At 70.7% G+C, this 15,634-nt stretch carries 13 protein-coding genes; 4 read left to right on the top strand and 9 right to left on the bottom strand.

Going from position 1 to position 15,634, the window contains the following annotated elements; genetic code table 11:
* Positions 1 to 99: 99 nt before the first annotated feature.
* From xth to ACXJ1Y_RS17185, 3 genes are all read right to left on the bottom strand, one after another.
* On the bottom strand, positions 100 to 909 hold the full coding sequence (xth, locus tag ACXJ1Y_RS17195) for an exodeoxyribonuclease III (protein ID WP_243959687.1): 810 nt from the start codon (positions 907 to 909) through the stop codon (positions 100 to 102).
* Between the two features lie 11 nt (positions 910 to 920).
* Complete coding sequence (locus ACXJ1Y_RS17190) at positions 921 to 1,856, bottom strand: LolA family protein (protein ID WP_463847380.1); 936 nt, start codon at positions 1,854 to 1,856, stop codon at positions 921 to 923.
* Positions 1,857 to 1,954: 98 nt separating this feature from the next.
* Positions 1,955 to 5,038, bottom strand: a complete 3,084-nt coding sequence (locus tag ACXJ1Y_RS17185) for a DNA translocase FtsK (protein ID WP_463850145.1) — start codon at positions 5,036 to 5,038, stop codon at positions 1,955 to 1,957.
* Between the two features lie 264 nt (positions 5,039 to 5,302).
* Between ACXJ1Y_RS17185 and ACXJ1Y_RS17180 the strand changes: the two genes are divergently transcribed.
* The 3 genes from ACXJ1Y_RS17180 (at position 5,303) to ACXJ1Y_RS17170 (ending at position 8,168) form a co-directional block, all read left to right on the top strand.
* Entirely contained in the window at positions 5,303 to 7,366 is a 2,064-nt protein-coding gene (locus tag ACXJ1Y_RS17180) for an NAD(+) synthase (RefSeq protein ID WP_463847379.1), read from the top strand.
* A gap of 104 nt (positions 7,367 to 7,470) precedes the next feature.
* Positions 7,471 to 7,701, top strand: a complete 231-nt coding sequence (locus ACXJ1Y_RS17175) for a hypothetical protein (RefSeq protein ID WP_243959693.1) — start codon at positions 7,471 to 7,473, stop codon at positions 7,699 to 7,701.
* Positions 7,702 to 7,781: 80 nt separating this feature from the next.
* Complete coding sequence (locus ACXJ1Y_RS17170) at positions 7,782 to 8,168, top strand: PilZ domain-containing protein (protein ID WP_463847378.1); 387 nt, start codon at positions 7,782 to 7,784, stop codon at positions 8,166 to 8,168.
* Positions 8,169 to 8,183: 15 nt separating this feature from the next.
* On the opposite strand, the gene ACXJ1Y_RS17165 is transcribed toward ACXJ1Y_RS17170, so the two are convergent.
* Positions 8,184 to 8,615 carry an HIT family protein gene (locus tag ACXJ1Y_RS17165; RefSeq protein WP_463847377.1) on the bottom strand — a complete coding sequence of 144 codons (432 nt, stop codon included), beginning with the start codon at positions 8,613 to 8,615 and terminating at the stop codon, positions 8,184 to 8,186.
* A gap of 122 nt (positions 8,616 to 8,737) precedes the next feature.
* On the opposite strand from ACXJ1Y_RS17165, the gene ACXJ1Y_RS17160 reads away from it, so the two are divergent.
* Entirely contained in the window at positions 8,738 to 9,697 is a 960-nt protein-coding gene (locus tag ACXJ1Y_RS17160) for a cation diffusion facilitator family transporter (RefSeq protein ID WP_463847376.1), read from the top strand.
* A gap of 10 nt (positions 9,698 to 9,707) precedes the next feature.
* Here the strand turns inward: ACXJ1Y_RS17160 and ACXJ1Y_RS17155 are convergent, their stop codons facing one another.
* The 5 genes from ACXJ1Y_RS17155 to ACXJ1Y_RS17135 all read right to left on the bottom strand — a co-directional run bounded on the left by ACXJ1Y_RS17155 (position 9,708) and on the right by ACXJ1Y_RS17135 (position 15,576).
* Positions 9,708 to 10,562, bottom strand: a complete 855-nt coding sequence (locus tag ACXJ1Y_RS17155; RefSeq protein WP_463847375.1) for an SDR family oxidoreductase — start codon at positions 10,560 to 10,562, stop codon at positions 9,708 to 9,710.
* 4 nt (positions 10,563 to 10,566) lie between these two features.
* Positions 10,567 to 10,746 carry a DUF1328 domain-containing protein gene (locus tag ACXJ1Y_RS17150; RefSeq protein ID WP_238247486.1) on the bottom strand — a complete coding sequence of 60 codons (180 nt, stop codon included), beginning with the start codon at positions 10,744 to 10,746 and terminating at the stop codon, positions 10,567 to 10,569.
* A 112-nt stretch (positions 10,747 to 10,858) separates the two neighbouring features.
* Positions 10,859 to 12,139, bottom strand: a complete 1,281-nt coding sequence (locus ACXJ1Y_RS17145; RefSeq protein ID WP_463847374.1) for a chloride channel protein — start codon at positions 12,137 to 12,139, stop codon at positions 10,859 to 10,861.
* Positions 12,140 to 12,293: 154 nt separating this feature from the next.
* Positions 12,294 to 13,682, bottom strand: a complete 1,389-nt coding sequence (locus ACXJ1Y_RS17140; RefSeq protein WP_463850144.1) for a deoxyribodipyrimidine photo-lyase — start codon at positions 13,680 to 13,682, stop codon at positions 12,294 to 12,296.
* 478 nt (positions 13,683 to 14,160) lie between these two features.
* A complete protein-coding gene (locus tag ACXJ1Y_RS17135) occupies positions 14,161 to 15,576 on the bottom strand; it encodes a phosphatase PAP2 family protein (protein WP_463847373.1) in 1,416 nt (471 codons plus the stop codon).
* Positions 15,577 to 15,634 lie beyond the last annotated feature (58 nt).

The raw sequence follows: 15,634 nt of genomic DNA, 5'->3' as shown, positions 1-15,634 counted from the left end.
GATCTTGGGCAGCAGGAACGCCATCAGGATCTTGCGCATGGTAAACCTCGCGTCACGAATATGTGAGCGGGTAGCGCGCGAGACTCGCCGGAGTTCCGTTCAGAGTTCGAGGGTCAACGTCACGGGGGCGTGGTCGGACGGGCGCTCCCAGCCGCGGGCCTCGCGCAGTACGTCGACGGCCCGCACCGTGCCCGCGAGATCGGGGGAGACCCAGGCATGGTCGAGGCGCCGCCCCTTGTCGGCGGCGTTCCAGTCGGGGGAGCGGTAGCTCCACCATGTGTAGATCTTCTCGGGCTCGGGCGTGAGGTGGCGCGCCGCGTCGATCCAGCCGGCCTCGCCCCGCAGGGTCTCCAGCGCCTCGGTCTCGCCGGGGGTGTGGCTCACCACGTCGAGCAGTTGCTTGTGCGACCACACATCGTGTTCGAGGGGCGCGACGTTGAGGTCGCCCACGAGGATCGCCGGGCCGGAGGGACGCCTGCCGCCCCAGGCGCGCAACTCCTGCAAGAAGTCGAGCTTGTGCGCGAATTTCGGGTTGAGGTCGCGGTCGGGCACGTCGCCGCCGGCCGGGACGTAGAAATTGTGCAGGACGAGGCCCGCCGCCTGTCCCGCCTCCGGCCCCAGCACCGCCGAGATGTGGCGGGCATCGGGCTTGCCGCAGAAGCCCATCACGTCGCGGGTGTGGAGCGGCAGGCGCGAGAGGAAGGCGACGCCGTTGTAGCCCTTCTGCCCGGCGAACACGACGTGCTCGTAGCCGGAGCCCCGGAGCGCCTTCAGGGGGAAGGCGTCGTCCGGGCACTTGGTCTCCTGCAGGCACAGGACGTCCGGCTTGTGCTCGGCGAGGAAGCGCAGGACGAGGTCGATGCGCAGGCGCACCGAGTTGATGTTCCAGGTGGTGACGGAGAGGCGCACGGAGGTCCGGTCTACTGGCGCTGCGAGGACTGGATCGCCTGCTGCGCCGCCTTGTCCTCGGCCCGGCCGTAATTGATGAAGAACAGCCCGGCCTCGACCGGCTTGCCCTTCTGCAGGTTCGAGAGCTGCACGGTGGTGATGTAGCCCTGCGGATCGGTGATCCGCCATTGCGACAGGGTCTTCACCTCGGGGTCGAACAGCAATTGGATCCGCGAGGTGCCGCCGAAGGTCGCCCGGTCCTCCAGGCTGATGCGCACGCCGGCCGGATCGTTCGACACGTCCGTCACCGACAGGTCGCGGGCGAGGTCGATCTTCTCGCGCAGCAGGAATTTCAGGGGCGTCTGGGCGATGAAGTAGAGGTCCTGGGTGGCGAGCTTCTTGTCGCGCACCGCCACGGAGGTGCCGTCCGCCACCACTTCCAGGGGGGAGGGGGCATCGTAATCGAAGCGCAGGCGGCCGGGCTTGGCGAGCGTCAGCTTGCCCCCGATCCGCCGCCCGTCCGGGCCGATCTGCATGAACGAGCCGGTCAGCGTCGAGATGCCGTTGAAATAGGCGTTGGCCTGGGCGAGCACGGTCGCCGGGTCGGCGGGCTCGGCCGAGACGGGGGCGGGCGTCGCCACGGTCGCGACCTTGGAGTCGGGCGCGTGGGCGGGCTTCTCGGCCGCCCGCTCCGCCGCCTTGGGGGCGCCCGGCTTGATGCTGCCGGTCTTGTCGGTGGGCTTGTCCTTGGCCGATGCGGCCTTGGCGGGGTCCTTGGGCGCCGCCTTCTTGGGCGCGGCCTCGGGGGCGGCCTGGGGCGCCGCCTCGGGCTCGGGCGCCGGCTGCTCCTTGCGGCCGCCGAACAAGCCGTCGAGGAACGACTGAACCTGCGCCTGCGCCGGAAGCGGCGCGAGCCACAAGCTCGCGGCGAACAGGGTGCCGGCTTGGCGGGTGCGGCGGCCGATCATCCAGGGACTCCTTGCACCGCGTGCGGTGCCGGCTCGGGCGGGATTGCGGGGGCGGAGCCCGCTTAGAGCCCCGCCCTGTGGCGAAGATACGACCGGTTTCAGTCGTCGTCGTAGGCGATTCCGGCCCCGTGGGTGCCGCCGTTCACGAGGATCTCGCGCTTGCCGGCATGGTTGGCCGGGCCGACGATCCCCTCGATCTCCATCCGCTCCATGATCGAGGCGGCGCGGTTGTAGCCGATCTGCAGCCGGCGCTGGATGTAGCTGGTCGACGCCTTCTGGTCGCGCAGCACCACCTCGATCGCCTGCTTGTACAGGTCGTCCGAATCGCCGCCCGTCGCCGCCGCGAAGGCGCTGATGTCGAAGACGGGGGCGTCCTCTTCCGGCTCCTCGGCGCGCTCGGCCTTCTCCGCCGCCTTGCCGCGACGGCCGGTCTCCTTCGGGGCGTCCTCCGGCGTGTCGTCGGCGGTCACGGCGTCGAGGTAGCTCGGGCGGCCCTGGCGCTTCAGGTGCGCCACGACGCTCTCGACCTCGTTGTCCGAGCAGAACGGCCCGTGGACGCGGGTCGTGCGCCCGCCGCCGGCCATGAACAGCATGTCGCCCTGGCCGAGCAGCTGCTCCGCGCCCATCTCGCCGAGGATCGTGCGGCTGTCGATCTTGCTCGTCACCTGGAAGGAGATCCGGGTCGGGAAGTTCGCCTTGATCGTGCCGGTGATGACATCGACCGACGGACGCTGCGTCGCCATGATCAGGTGGATGCCGGCCGCGCGGGCCATCTGCGCGAGGCGCTGGATGGCGCCTTCGATGTCCTTGCCCGCCACCATCATCAGGTCGGCCATCTCATCGACCACGATGACGATGTAGGGGAGGGCCGACAGGTCCATCTCCTCCTGCTCGTAGATCACCTCGCCGGTCTCGCGGTTCACGCCGGTCTGCACCGTGCGGGTGATGGTCTCGCCCCTGTCGCGGGCCTCCTTCATCCGCGCGTTGTAGCCGTCGATGTTGCGCACGGCGATCTTCGACATCTTCTTGTAGCGCTCCTCCATCTCGCGCACGGCCCACTTAAGGGCGATGACCGCCTTCTTCGGGTCGATGACGACGGGGGAGAGCAGGTGCGGGATGCCGTCGTAGACCGACAGTTCCAGCATCTTGGGGTCGACCATGATGAGGCGGCACTCCTCCGGCTTCAGCCGGTAGAGCAAGCTCAGGATCATGGTGTTGATGGCGACCGACTTGCCCGAGCCGGTGGTGCCGGCCACCAGCAGGTGAGGCATCCGGGCGAGGTCGGCGATGATCGGCTCGCCGCCGATGTTCTTACCGAGGCACAGGGCGAGCTTGTGCTTCGAGTCCACGAAATCCTCGGAGGCGAGGAGTTCGCGCAGGTACACGGTCTCGCGCACCTCGTTCGGCAGTTCGATGCCGATGACGTTGCGGCCGGGCACCACGGCGACGCGGGCCGAGACCGCCGACATGGAGCGGGCGATGTCGTCCGAGAGGGCGATGACGCGGCTCGACTTGGTGCCGGGCGCCGGCTCCAACTCGTACAGGGTCACGACCGGGCCGGGGCGCACGGCGAGGATGTCACCGCGCACGCCGAAATCCTGCACCGTCTGCTGCAAGTTGAGGGCGTTCTGCTCCAGCACGTCGGCATCGACTTCCTCGCTGGCATTGGGGGCCGGCAGGGCGAGGAGGTCGAGGGAGGGCAGCTCGTAATCGGCGTTGTCGAAGGAGGCGATCTCCAGGTGGCGCGGCGCCGCGATCATGCGCGGACGGGCGGCCACGAGGGGCAGGTTCGCCGGGGCGGCCTCCGGCGCGGCGGCGACGGGCGCCGGGATCGCGATCTCCTCGACGGGCGCGGCCTGGACCTCGACCACCTCCGGCTCGGGGGTGGGCTCGGGCGCCGGGGCGGCACGGCCGCGCAGGAGCACGGGCCGGGGGGCGAGCGGGATCACCACCCGCTCCTCGGCTTGTGCCGGCAGAGGGGCCGGCATGGAGACCGCAACGGGAGCGGGCGCCGCCGGGACGACCGGGGCGGGCTGGAAGCCCGCGCGGATCGCGGCCCGCGCCGCCATGGCGCAGGGCATCGCCGGCTTGCGCGGGGCCGGGGCAGGGGCGGGAGTGGACGCGGCGGCCTGATGCGGGCCGAAGACCAGGGACAGGCCGGGCTTTTCGGCCGCCGCCGGCTCGGGCTCGCGCCCGTTGTCCTGCGCGTCGGCGGGGCGGGGCGGCTGGTCGAAGCGCACGAGGCGGTCGAGGACGTAGGCCGGCTTGGGCGGCAGGGCGCGCAGCAGCGAGATGTCGAGGGGCACGGCGACCACGGTCTCGGGGGCCGGCGACGCGGGCTCCAGCGCGGGAGCCGGAGCGTCGAGGGAGGCCCAGACATCGACGGAGGACCATTCGTCCCCGCCGAACCAGGGCTGCGCCTGCGACCAGTCGGACAGGTCGGACCAGTCGCGCGGCTCGGGCGGGGCGACCGGGGCCGGAACGGGCGCGGGGGCCACGGCGACCGGGCGGCGGTCCGGGGTGCGGAAGTAGCGGACGCCGGGATTGGCGACGAAGGGCTGCTGCCAGCGCGGCACACCGGCCTCGGCCAGGAGGGATTCGGCGCGGGCGGGCTCGGCGGCGGAGGCGTCCTCGCGGGCGCGGCGCTCGGCCTCGACCGCCAGGGCGGCGGCCTGCGCCTCGGCGCGGGCGCGCTCCAGGGCGACGCGCTCGGCCTCCAGGGCCCGCTGGCGGCGCTCCTGCAGCACCGAATCGGGCGTGCGGACGTAGCGCACGGAGGAGGCTTGCCCCGGGGCGGCGGGGGCGGCGAAGGGGGCAGGCGAAGGGGCGGCCGAAGAGGTGACGACGAAGGGCTCCTCCGGCGCGATGGCGTCGGGCCGGCGGGGCTGGCGCACCAGCACGCCGGGGGTGGAGGCCTGACGGTCGATGCGGCTCTCGGCGCGGGGCAGGGGCGGCATCGCCCGGTCATCGAACACGTCCGACGGCCAGGACGGGGCGGCCGGGGCCATCTCGTCCGCCCATTCGGGGCGCGGGGCGCGCTCAAGACCCTCGCGGCCGACCATGGCGGTGGGGGGCGTCAGCCAGCTCGGCTCGGCCCGGCGGCCGGGCGTGCCGTAGCCGACCCGCGACGGGCCGGCGGCGCTGCCTGCGAGGCGGCGGGTGAGGCTGGCGCGCAACGCCATCAGGCGGTGGGCGAGCGCCCCGAGCGACAGCCCGGAACGGTCACCGCCCCGCACCGGGCGGGCAGGGTCACGGTGGGAGTGCGGGGGTCGTCCCGATGCGCGCATGGGTTTCCAATGAGACGCTGAATACAGGGCCACCGGCCGTCGGCGGCTCGTTAGAGTTAGAAGCGTCAGCGTTAACGGGGGCTTTCGGCGCGGGCGTTCGCTGGAGCGAACCGGCGCCCCATATTAAGGATGCGCGGAGTTTCGGAGGCGGGCCGGTACGTGTCGAACCCAAGCGAGTCCCAGAGGGCCTTCCGGTCGTTGTACCGGCACGGCTTCGCCCGCGTCGCCGCCTGCACCGGGCGCAGCCATCCGGGGGATCCGGCGCGCAACGCCCAGCAGATCCTCGCCCTGGCCGAGACCTGCCATGGGGAGGGCGCGGCCCTGGCCGTGTTCCCGGAACTGGCGCTCTCGGCCTATGCCATCGAGGACCTGCTGTTGCAGCAGACGCTCCTCGACGCCGTCGCGGCGGCGGCCGGAGACCTTGCCGCGCGCACGGCCTCCCTGCGGCCGCTGCTGATCGTCGGGGCGCCGCTGCGCTGGCGCCACCGTCTTTATAATTGCGCCCTCGCGATCCAGGGCGGGCGGCTCCTCGGCGCCGTGCCCAAGTCCTTCCTGCCGAACTACCGCGAGTTCTACGAGAAGCGCCATTTCGCCTCCGGCAGCGGGATCACGGGCGAGACGATCACGGTCGGGGGCCAAGCGATTCCCTTCGGCACGGACCTCCTGTTCGAGGCGCAGGATGTGCCGGGCCTCGTGGTCGGCATCGAGATCTGCGAGGATCTGTGGGTGCCCCGGGCGCCGGGCATGGACGCGGCCCTCGCCGGGGCGACGGTGCTGGCCAACCCCTCCGGCAGCCCGATCACCGTCGGCCGGGCGGATGCGCGGGAATTGCTGTCGCGGTCGGCCTCGATGCGCGGGGCCTGCGCCTACCTCTACGCCGCCGCCGGCCACGGCGAATCGACCACCGACCTCGCCTGGGACGGGCAGACCAGCATCGACGAATGCGGCGAGCGCCTCGCCGAGGGCGAGCGCTTCGCCTGGAAGCCGGTGGCGACGCTGGCCGACATCGACCTCGACCGGATCGCGCAGGAGCGCCTGCAGGCGGGCAGCTTCGATGACGACGCCCGCGCCGCGCCCCCCGGCCCCTGGCGCCGGGTGCCGTTCCGGGTCGATCCCCCGGACGGGGATCTCGGCCTGATGCGGAAGGTGGAGCGCTTCCCCTTCGTACCGAACGAGGCGGCCCGCCTCGCGCAGGATTGCTACGAGGCCTACAACATCCAGGTCGCCGGCCTCGCGCAGCGGCTAGAGGCCACCGGCACCAAGAAGGTCGTGATCGGCATCTCCGGCGGCCTCGATTCGACCCATGCCCTGATCGTCGCCGCCAAGGCCTTCGACCGGCTGGGCTATCCGCGCTCGGACATCCTCGCCTACACGATGCCGGGCTTCGCCACCTCGGCGGGCACCAAGACCAACGCCCACGCGCTGATGAAGGGGCTCGGCACCACGGCCGCCGAGATCGACATCCGCCCCGCCGCCGAGCGGATGCTCGCCGACATGGGCCATCCCTACGCGGCGGGGCAGAAGGTCTACGACATCACCTTCGAGAACGTGCAGGCGGGCCTGCGCACCGATTACCTGTTCCGCCTCGCCAACCACGCGGGGGGCCTCGTGATCGGCACGGGTGATCTGTCGGAACTGGCGCTCGGCTGGTGCACCTACGGCGTCGGGGACCAGATGAGCCACTACGCCGTCAACGCCGGCGTGCCCAAGACGCTGATCCAGCACCTGATCCGCTGGGTCATTGCGACGGACGCCTTCAGCACCGAGGAAGGCCGGGTGCTCCGGGCCGTCCTCGACACCGAGATCTCGCCGGAATTGGTGCCTGCTGAGGCCGACGAGGCGCCCCAGAGCACGGAGGCCGCCATCGGCCCCTACGCCCTGCAGGACTTCACCCTCTTCTACACTCTGCGCTACGGGTTCCGCCCGTCGAAGATCGCCTTCCTCGCCCTCCATGCCTGGGCCGACGCGGAGCGCGGCGCGTGGCCGCCGGACTTCCCCGCCGACAAGCGCATCGCCTACGGCCTGCCGGAGATCCGGCTCTGGCTCGGCGTGTTCCTGAAGCGCTTCTTCGCCTTCAGCCAGTTCAAGCGCTCGGCCATCCCCAACGGGCCGAAGGTGGTGGCGGGCGGGGCCCTCTCGCCCCGGGGCGATTGGCGCGCCCCGTCCGACGGATCGGCCCGCATCTGGCTGGAGGAGTGGGCGCGTAACATCCCTGAAACCTGACCGTCACAAACGTGGCCCATTGTGCCATTATGAACACGGTCAAGCTGATTCTTCGCAACGCAGCGAAGATCGGCCTCCGAGGGCGGCCTAGCGGAGGGTTTCCGATGCGAAACTACAACCTCTTCCGGCTGACCGAGGTGGAGGGCCTGTGCTGCGCCGTCCCCGAATCGAGCGCGGTGCCGCCCTTCATCGGGTCCGGCCGTTGGACCTTCGGCGGCAAGCTCGATGACGGCTGTCGTCCGCCCCTCGATTTCGACGGCCGCGCCGCCGACACCGCCGTGCGCTTCAACGGCTTCTACCTGTTTCAGACGGTCGACCGGCGCTTCATCGCGTAGCGCGGTCGGGGATCATGGCGAATATTCCTTAACTCGCATTCGGCACAGTGGCCGTGTTCGCGCATATTGGAACTCGTCGCATGTCCATTGAACAACGAAGGCAGCCCCGCCTCCGGGTGTTTTTGAAGGGACGAATCCACTTCAACAACGGTTCGTCGAGCATCGATTGTCTGGTGCGCGACATGTCGAGCACCGGGGCGCGCCTGCTGCTCAGCGAGACCGCGACGCTGCCGGAGAAGTTCGATCTCTTCATCCCGCAGAAGGAGCGCACCTTCCGCGCGCAGTTGCGCTGGCGCCGGGAGGACGGGATCGGCGTGACCTTCGACAACGCCGCGGAGAGCCCCGAGACCGCCCCCGACCTGACCATGACCGCCCTGCTGCGCCGGGTCGGCGAACTGGAGGCGGAGAACGCCGCCCTCCGCCGCCGCCTCGCGCAGATGATGGAGGCCGCCGCGCCCGCGATCTGACGGGCGGAGGCGCGCTCAGCCGGCGAGCGCCGCGCGGATCTTCTCCGCATGGGCGGCGAGCAGCGCCGGATCGGCCATGCCGCCCTCGTGGCGCTTCAGGGGCACGCCCTCTCGACGGGGGATGATGTGGACGTGCAGGTGGAACACCGTCTGTCCGCCCGCCGCCTCGTTGAACTGGAAGACCGTCAGCCCGTCGGCGGCGAAGGCCGCCTTCACCGCGCGGGCGACGGTCTGGACGCTGCGCATCAGCGCGGCGAGCGTCTCCGGCGTGGCATCGAGGAGACCCCGCGAGGGCGCCTTCGGGATGACGAGGGTGTGGCCCTCGCCCTGGGGCATCACGTCCATGAAGGCCAGCGTGTGCTCGTCCTCGTAGACCTTGTGCGCGGGCATCTCGCCCCGCAGGATCTTCCCGAAGATGTTGTTCGGGTCGTAGGCCGTGTCCGCCATGCTGCCTCCCAGTCAGGCCGGCACGATGCACGGCGCGGGGGCGGGCGTCCACTGGATGGGAACCGCGGCGAGGCCAAGCTCCTTCTCTCCCGGCGCCGACCGGGCGCGGGAGGGCGCGACGGGTGGCACACGAGAGCACGGGGGCGATCTACGCCGCGGCGGGGGCCAACCTCGCCATCGCGGCGGCGAAGTTCGTGGGCGGCTTCCTCACCGGCTCGACGGCGATGATCGCCGAGGGCGTCCACTCGGTGGTGGACACCCTCAACCAGATCCTCCTCCTCATCGGCCTCAAGCGGTCCGTGAAGCCCGCCGACGCCCGCCACCCCTTCGGCTACGGGCGCGAGGTGTATTTCTACGCCTTCGTCGTGGCGCTGATGATCTTCCTCGGCGGCGGCCTGTTCGCCATCTACGAGGGTGTCGAGCGGATGCTGCATCCCGAGCCGGACAGGGACGCCCACCTCTTCGGCTACACCATCCCCGGCCTCACCGTGAACCTCGCCATCCTCGGCTTCTCCATCGTGGCGGAGGGCTATTCGTGGACGGTGGCGATGAAGCAGTTCTGGGCCGAGAAGGGCAAGCACTCGGCGATCCACGCGATCCGGCGCAGCAAGGATCCGAGCCTGTTCACCATCCTCGCGGAGGACACAGCGGCCCTGGCGGGCCTGCTCATCGCGCTGGCGGGCGTGCTGCTGGCGCATTTTCTGGAGAACCCGGCCCTCGACGGGGCGGCCTCCATCGGCATCGGCCTCGTCCTCGTGGGGATGGCGGTGTTCCTGATGGTGGAGACCCACGGCCTCCTCATCGGCGAGGCCGCCGACCCCGCCTTGGTGAAGGCCATCGACGAGATCGTGCGCGACGAGCCGGGGGTGATGCATGTGAACGAGGTGCTGACCCAGCATCTCGGGCCGAGCGACATCCTCGTGAATCTCAGCCTCGACATGGCCGACGACCTCACCGCCGGAGCGGTGGAGGCGACGGTCTCGCGGCTCGACAAGGCGCTGAAGGCCCGCGACCCGGACGTGAAGCGGGTGTTCATCGAGATCCAGGCCAAGCCCGAGGCCGCACGGGCGGTCGCCGCCTGAGGCTTTTGCCTCAGGCGTCCCGGCCGACCTGATCGAGGCTCAGCCGCCAGAGCCGCTCCTGCACCGCCTCGTCCCGGCTTTCCGAGGACGAGGTCTTGGGCTTGGCGTGGGAGAAGTAGCGCCCCGTCACCCCGTCGAGGTCCGGCGCGGTGGCGACGTGCAGCGAGGTGCGCGCGCCCTTCTCCGGGTTGATGAGGAAGGGGCGGACGAGGTTCCAGGCCATGCCGAACAGGCCGCCCGTGTTCTTGGCGAAGCCCGTATCGACCACGCCCGGATGCAGGCAGTTCACGGTGATGCCCCGTCCGGCGAGGCGCCGGGCCAGGGCGTAGGTGAACAGCACGTTGCCGAGCTTGGCCTGCGAATAGGCCCGCATCGGGCCGAAGGACTTCACCCCGCCGAGGTCGGCGAAGTCGATATGCCCTCGGTAATGCGCTGCGGAAGCGACGTTGACGATCCGGGGCTTGCCGCCGGACCCCGCCGTCGCCGCCATCGTGTCGAGGAGCTCGAGGGTCAGCAGCACGTAGCCGAGATGGTCGAGGGCCCAGGTGCGCTCGATGCCGTCGACGGTCGTCTCGCGGCGGTCGAAGATGGCGCCCGCGTTGTTCACGAGCACATGGAGCTGCGGGCAGGCCGCGCGCACCTCGCCCGCGAGGCGGCGGATCTCCGCCTGCGAGGACAGGTCGGCGCGGTAGGTGTCCACCCGCGCCTCGGGCGCCGCCGCGCGGATCCTGTCCGCGCAGCCGGCGAGCTTGTTCGCATCACGCCCGACGAGGCCGACCCGCGCGCCGCGGCGCGCGAGCCCGAGGGCCGTCTCGTAGCCGATGCCGCCCGTCGCGCCCGTGACGAGGCAGACGCGCCCACGCATGGGGCTAGAACACCACCTGCCCGACGGCGAAGGCGATGACCACGATCACGATCGCCACGATCAGGAACAGGCCGAACAGGATCCGCGCGAGCGAGCCCGCGCCCGACGCGATGCCGGTGAAGCCGAGGCCACCCGCGATCAGCGAAATCACGAAGCAGATCAGGGCCCATTTCAGAAGGGTCATCAGGCAACCTCCCTTGGCCCGGCGGGACAGCCGGGCGAGTCACGCTCTCAAGCTCAACCGGCGTGCAAGCGCGACTGTTCCGTCGCGCGGGCCCCGAAAGGAGCCTTTATTCTCAGGCGGTGCGGGTGACGGGCTCGGCCGGCACGTCGGCGCGTTCCAGCATGATCTCGGCCAGGGTGTGATAGAGCCCGGTGCGGCAGACCGCCTTCGAGGCCGCGTCCGCGATCAGCGCCGCCACCATGAGCGGGATCATCAGGGCGTGGTTCTGGGTCATCTCGGTGACGATGACGAAGCTGGTGATCGGCGCCTGCAGCACCCCCGTCAGATAGGCCACCATCCCGACCAGCACGACCGCGCCCACCGGCACATCCGGCACGAACGGGTGCAGCATCCCCCCGAGCCCCGCCCCGACCGCCAGCGAGGGCGCGAACAGCCCGCCGGGGATGCCGCTCACCGAACTCAGCACCGTCGCGAGGAATTTCAGCGGCGCGTAGAGGAGGCTCGCCGGGGCGTCGCCGTGCAGGATGTTCCGCGCCTCCTCGTAGCCCGTGCCGTGGGCCGCCCCGTGCGTGGCGAGCCCGCACAGGGCCACCGCGAGGCCGCAGGCGGCGGCGAACAGGATCGGCCGCCGGCTGACGAACCGGCCCGCCCGCCCCGGCAGGCCCCGGGCGAACAGGATCACGAGGCGGCTGAACACCCCGCCCGCCAGCCCGCCGAGCACGGCGAGCACCGGGACGATCCAGCTCGCCGAAAGGGGCAGGACGGCCGGGGTCGTGCCGAAATAGGTGTAATTGCCCATGAGCCACAGGGAGGTCAGGCCGGCGGCGACGATGCCGGCCACGATCAGCCCGGAGGAGCGCGCCTCGTAGGCCCGGCCCAGCTCCTCGATGCCGAACACGATGCCGGCGAGCGGCGTGTTGAAGGCCGCCGCCACCCCGGCCGCGCCGCCCGCCAGCAGCAGGCCGGGCAGCCGGTCCGGCGTCAGCCGGCCGAAGGCGGCCATGATCACCGCGCCGACCTGCACCGTCGGCCCCTCGCGCCCCGCCGAGGCGCCGCAGAGCAGGCCGAGGAACAGCACCATCACCTTGCCGAACCCGACCCGCAGGGAGATCAGCCCATGGCGGAACCGGGCGTCGCGGGCGTGGCGCGCGGCGATGACCTGGGGGATGCCCGAGCCTTGCGAGTTCGGGAACACGGTCTTGGCGAGGAGCGCCGCCAGGGCGAAGCCGGCCGGCGTCAGCACCAGGGCGATGAGCGGGGAAGGGGCGGTGAGCGCCTTGAACCCCTCCTGCGCGAGGTCAGCGCCCTTGGCCATCACCACCGCCGCGAGGCCGACGCAGATGCCTCCCACGAGGAACAATAGCCGCGAGCGCCACAGGGGGTAGGCGTCCATGGAGGCGGACCGGAGCCGGGCGATGGAGCGACCGGTGCGGGACCGGACTCTCGGTGCCTCGTCCGTCTCCGACTCCCGCTGCGCCGCCATCGCCGTCCTTCGTATCCCGCGTCGCAGAAGGCTTAGCGGGCCGGGGGACGGAGCGCGAGGGCGTTCAGTCCTCCGCCGCGCAGAGCTTCTCCACGGCCTTCGCATAGGATTTCGCGTCGAACTTCTTCAGCGAGTTCTCGCTCTGGTAGCGGACGGTGCCGAACACCTTGCGCTGCTGCCAGGGGCGGTCGTGCAGGCCGTAGACCCAGGCGACGTTGGTGAAGGAGTTCGCGTCCCGCCCGTCGAGGAAGTAGCGGTTGTTCAGCCGCAGGGTGCGGGCGAAGCCCTCCTTGGGCGAGGGGGACCATTCGAGGATCTTCTTGCCCCAGTACATCCGCAACTGGTTGTGCATGTAGCCGGTCTCGCGCATCTCGCGCATGGCCACGTTCCAGTAATGGTCGTGGGTCTCGCCGGCCGCGAGCTGCTTTTCCGTGTAGGCGTGCGGGCGCTCGTCCTTGGCGTGGTCGGCCAGCGTCTTGCGCGCCCAGTCGGGCACGGCCTTGTCGTACTCGTCGTAGCCCTTCGTGTAGAACACGTGGTTCATGGCGAGCTCACGCCGGACGATCAGCTCCTCCAGGTACGCGCCTCGGTCATCGTCGTCCCCCCCCTTGGCCTCGCGGATGGCGAGCGCGATCTCGACGGGGGAGATCTGCCCGAAATGCAGGTAGGGGCTCATGTGCGAGGCCGCCGCCGCCTCGGGCTTGTTGCGCCCGGCGCCGTAGCCCTCGAACCCGTCCTTCAGGAACGCCTTCAGCCGCTTGCGCGCCTCGCCCTCGCCCCCCGCGAAGCGTTTCACCGGCCCGACCTCCCGGTCGAGGCTCATCTCCGCCAGCACCGAGTCCGGGTCGGAGACATCGATCTCGCTCTTGAGGCCGAGCGTGTCCGCCTTGTGCTTCACGGGGCGGGGCTTCAGGTCCTCGATGAACGTGTCCCAGAGCTGGTTGAGCTTCGGCCGCAGGGTCCGGGCGGCGAATTCGTGCTTGTTCGAGGCGGTCTCGACCGGCACCACCACGTCGCCCTCGACCTGCACGATGCGGCGGCGGACATGCTTGGCGATCTCGGCGTACCACCCCTTCTGGATCGCGAGATAACCCCGGTCGAGGACGAGGAGCGCCGCCTCGTCGGCGAGGTCGATGGCGACCTTCGCGGGGGAGGCCTTGCGCATCACGAAGGCGATGCCGCGCTTCTCCAGCCCCGCCTTCGCCTCCGCGAGGCCCTGGAGCAGGAAGGCGTAGTGCCGGGCATTGGCTTCCGGGAAGCCGCTCTTGCCGTCGAGCAGGCCGAAACAGGCGACCACCGGCAGCTTCAGCCGGTTCGCCTCCTCGATCGCGAGTTCGAGGGCCGGGTTGAACCGGGCGCGGTTGGCCTGTTGCAGCAGGTAGAGGACGTAGCGGCCCTCGCCGTCCGGCTCCACATCATTGAGCACCCGAACCCGCTCGCCCTGTATCGCCACACCGACCCCCACCACGATTCGCCTCGACCGAGCTAGGGCGGCGCGGGGAGAAGGGGAGGCGGAACAGGGCGAGACGACGGGGCCGCAGGACCGATTCGACACGACGTCGCAGGGGTTGGACGCATGAAATAGCGTTTGCGGGAGCTAAGGTGAACTATCCTAAGCTGTCTCAAGGCGATGAGGCGTGTCGTTCCGCCGGATTCAGCGCTTTCGCGAAGTGCGGAGGCAGCATTCGCGATCGGCGATTGCGCTGCGACATTTTCAGCACGGTCGATCCTGAATCAAGGCTTGTGCCAGTCCAGGCGTAAAATCTTGCGCCAAAAGCCCTTGTCATCCGGGGTTTCTGCGCTCAGTTTTGCATTGCGAGAGCGCGATGGCGTCGTTCTCTCGCTGCCCTCCTTGGGCGTTTCCTCCCTAGACTTCGGGCCGCTCCTTCGGGGGTGGCCTTTTTTCTTGGGCGACCAGCTTTCTTGGGCGATCAGCGCGAAAGCGCCGTGCCGTTCCGCCGGCTTGCGACGAGGGCGGCCGCTTGGCCGGCCGCCTCGTAGAGGTTCAGCCGGGAATAGACGCCAAATTCCGAGCCGTCGTCGAGGAAGCCGCCGCCGGGCCCCTGAGTCTCGGTGAGGATGCGGTTCGCGTCCGCGAGCGACAGCTCCGGGAAGGCGGCCGTCAGCAGGTGCCCGGCCTCGGGGGCGAGCGCCGCGACGTCCTCCGTCTTGCCCGCCGTCTCCGGGTGGACCACCGGCAGGCCGTAGGTCTGCGTCGAGGCGTAGAAGGCGGCGTTGGCGGCCTCGTCCTTGAACCGGCTCTGGTCCTGCGCGGCGCAGGCGGCGATGTCGGCGCCGCAGGTCTGCGCCACGAAGGCGTCGAGTTCGGCGCGGGCGGCCTTCACCACCGCCGGGTAGTCGCCGAGCGAGACCGTCTTGGCCGTGTCGGCGCTGGCGGGGTCGAGCACGGCCGGGTTCACGCGGATCTGCCCGACATAGGCGGGATCGTTGGCGAGCAGGTGCGCCAGGGCGTGGAGCGAGGTCGCCCGGCCGCCGATCACGTCCATGGCGTAATGCGCCCCGACGACGATACGGTCGTTGCCGTACTCGGCGGCGCGGACCACCATCTGCCGGTAGCGGCTCGGCACGAGGATCGCGAGCAGCATGGACTGCGTGGTGCCGTAGGTCGTGTGCCCGCTCGGGAAGGACGGGCTGTCGGTGAGGTTCTGGTTCGGCCCGCGCAGCCAGTCGAGGCTGTGCGAGGGGTGGCCGAAGTAATCCTCGCCCCGGTAGGCGGTGAGGACGGGCAGGGTCTGCACCGGGCGGGCGTTGCCGAAGGCGTCCGAGCCCGGCGTGCCGGCGGGGCGGCCATAGGCGCGGCCGAACACGTCCGTCACGGCCCCGTTCGCCAGGATCGCCGTCGCCTCCTCAGAGACGGGCGTCTTCCCGTCCTGGGTCCCGTTGGCGAAGAAGTACTTGCCGGCGTTCGAATCGGATTTCGTGACGTTGTTGGTGTAGCCGATCAGCTTGGCGAGGGCCGGCGAGACGCTGGTGAAGGTCTTGTGGTCGGCGTAGCGCGCCTTGGCCTGATAGGCCTCGCCGATCCGCGTGCCGAGGCCGTCCGCGAGCTGCGTCGCGTTGCCGTCGGTGATGAAGCAATCCTTCAGGGCCAGCAGGCGCTGCTCGGGCAGGGGCAGCAGCGTCGGCTGCTTCGCGGCTCCGCTCTGGATGTCGCCCGTCACCGTCAGGTTCGCGGCGAGGGCCGCCTGGCCCGCCGGGCTCTGCGGCAGCCGCGCCACGGCGGCAAGGCCGCGCAGGGCGCTGAGGTTGGCCTGGCTCTGCGCCAGCGCCGGACCCGACACCGTGAGGCACAGGGCCGCGAGCGTGAGGGCGGGGAGATGTCTCATGCTAACGCTCCGCTCGGATGACCCACTGCCTAGGCCCGCCCCGTGACCGACCCGTGAC

The organism is Methylobacterium sp. TK26 (assembly GCF_055361565.1).
Note: the sequence above shows the minus strand (reverse complement) of the source record. Positions and strands in the feature narration are given on the sequence as shown.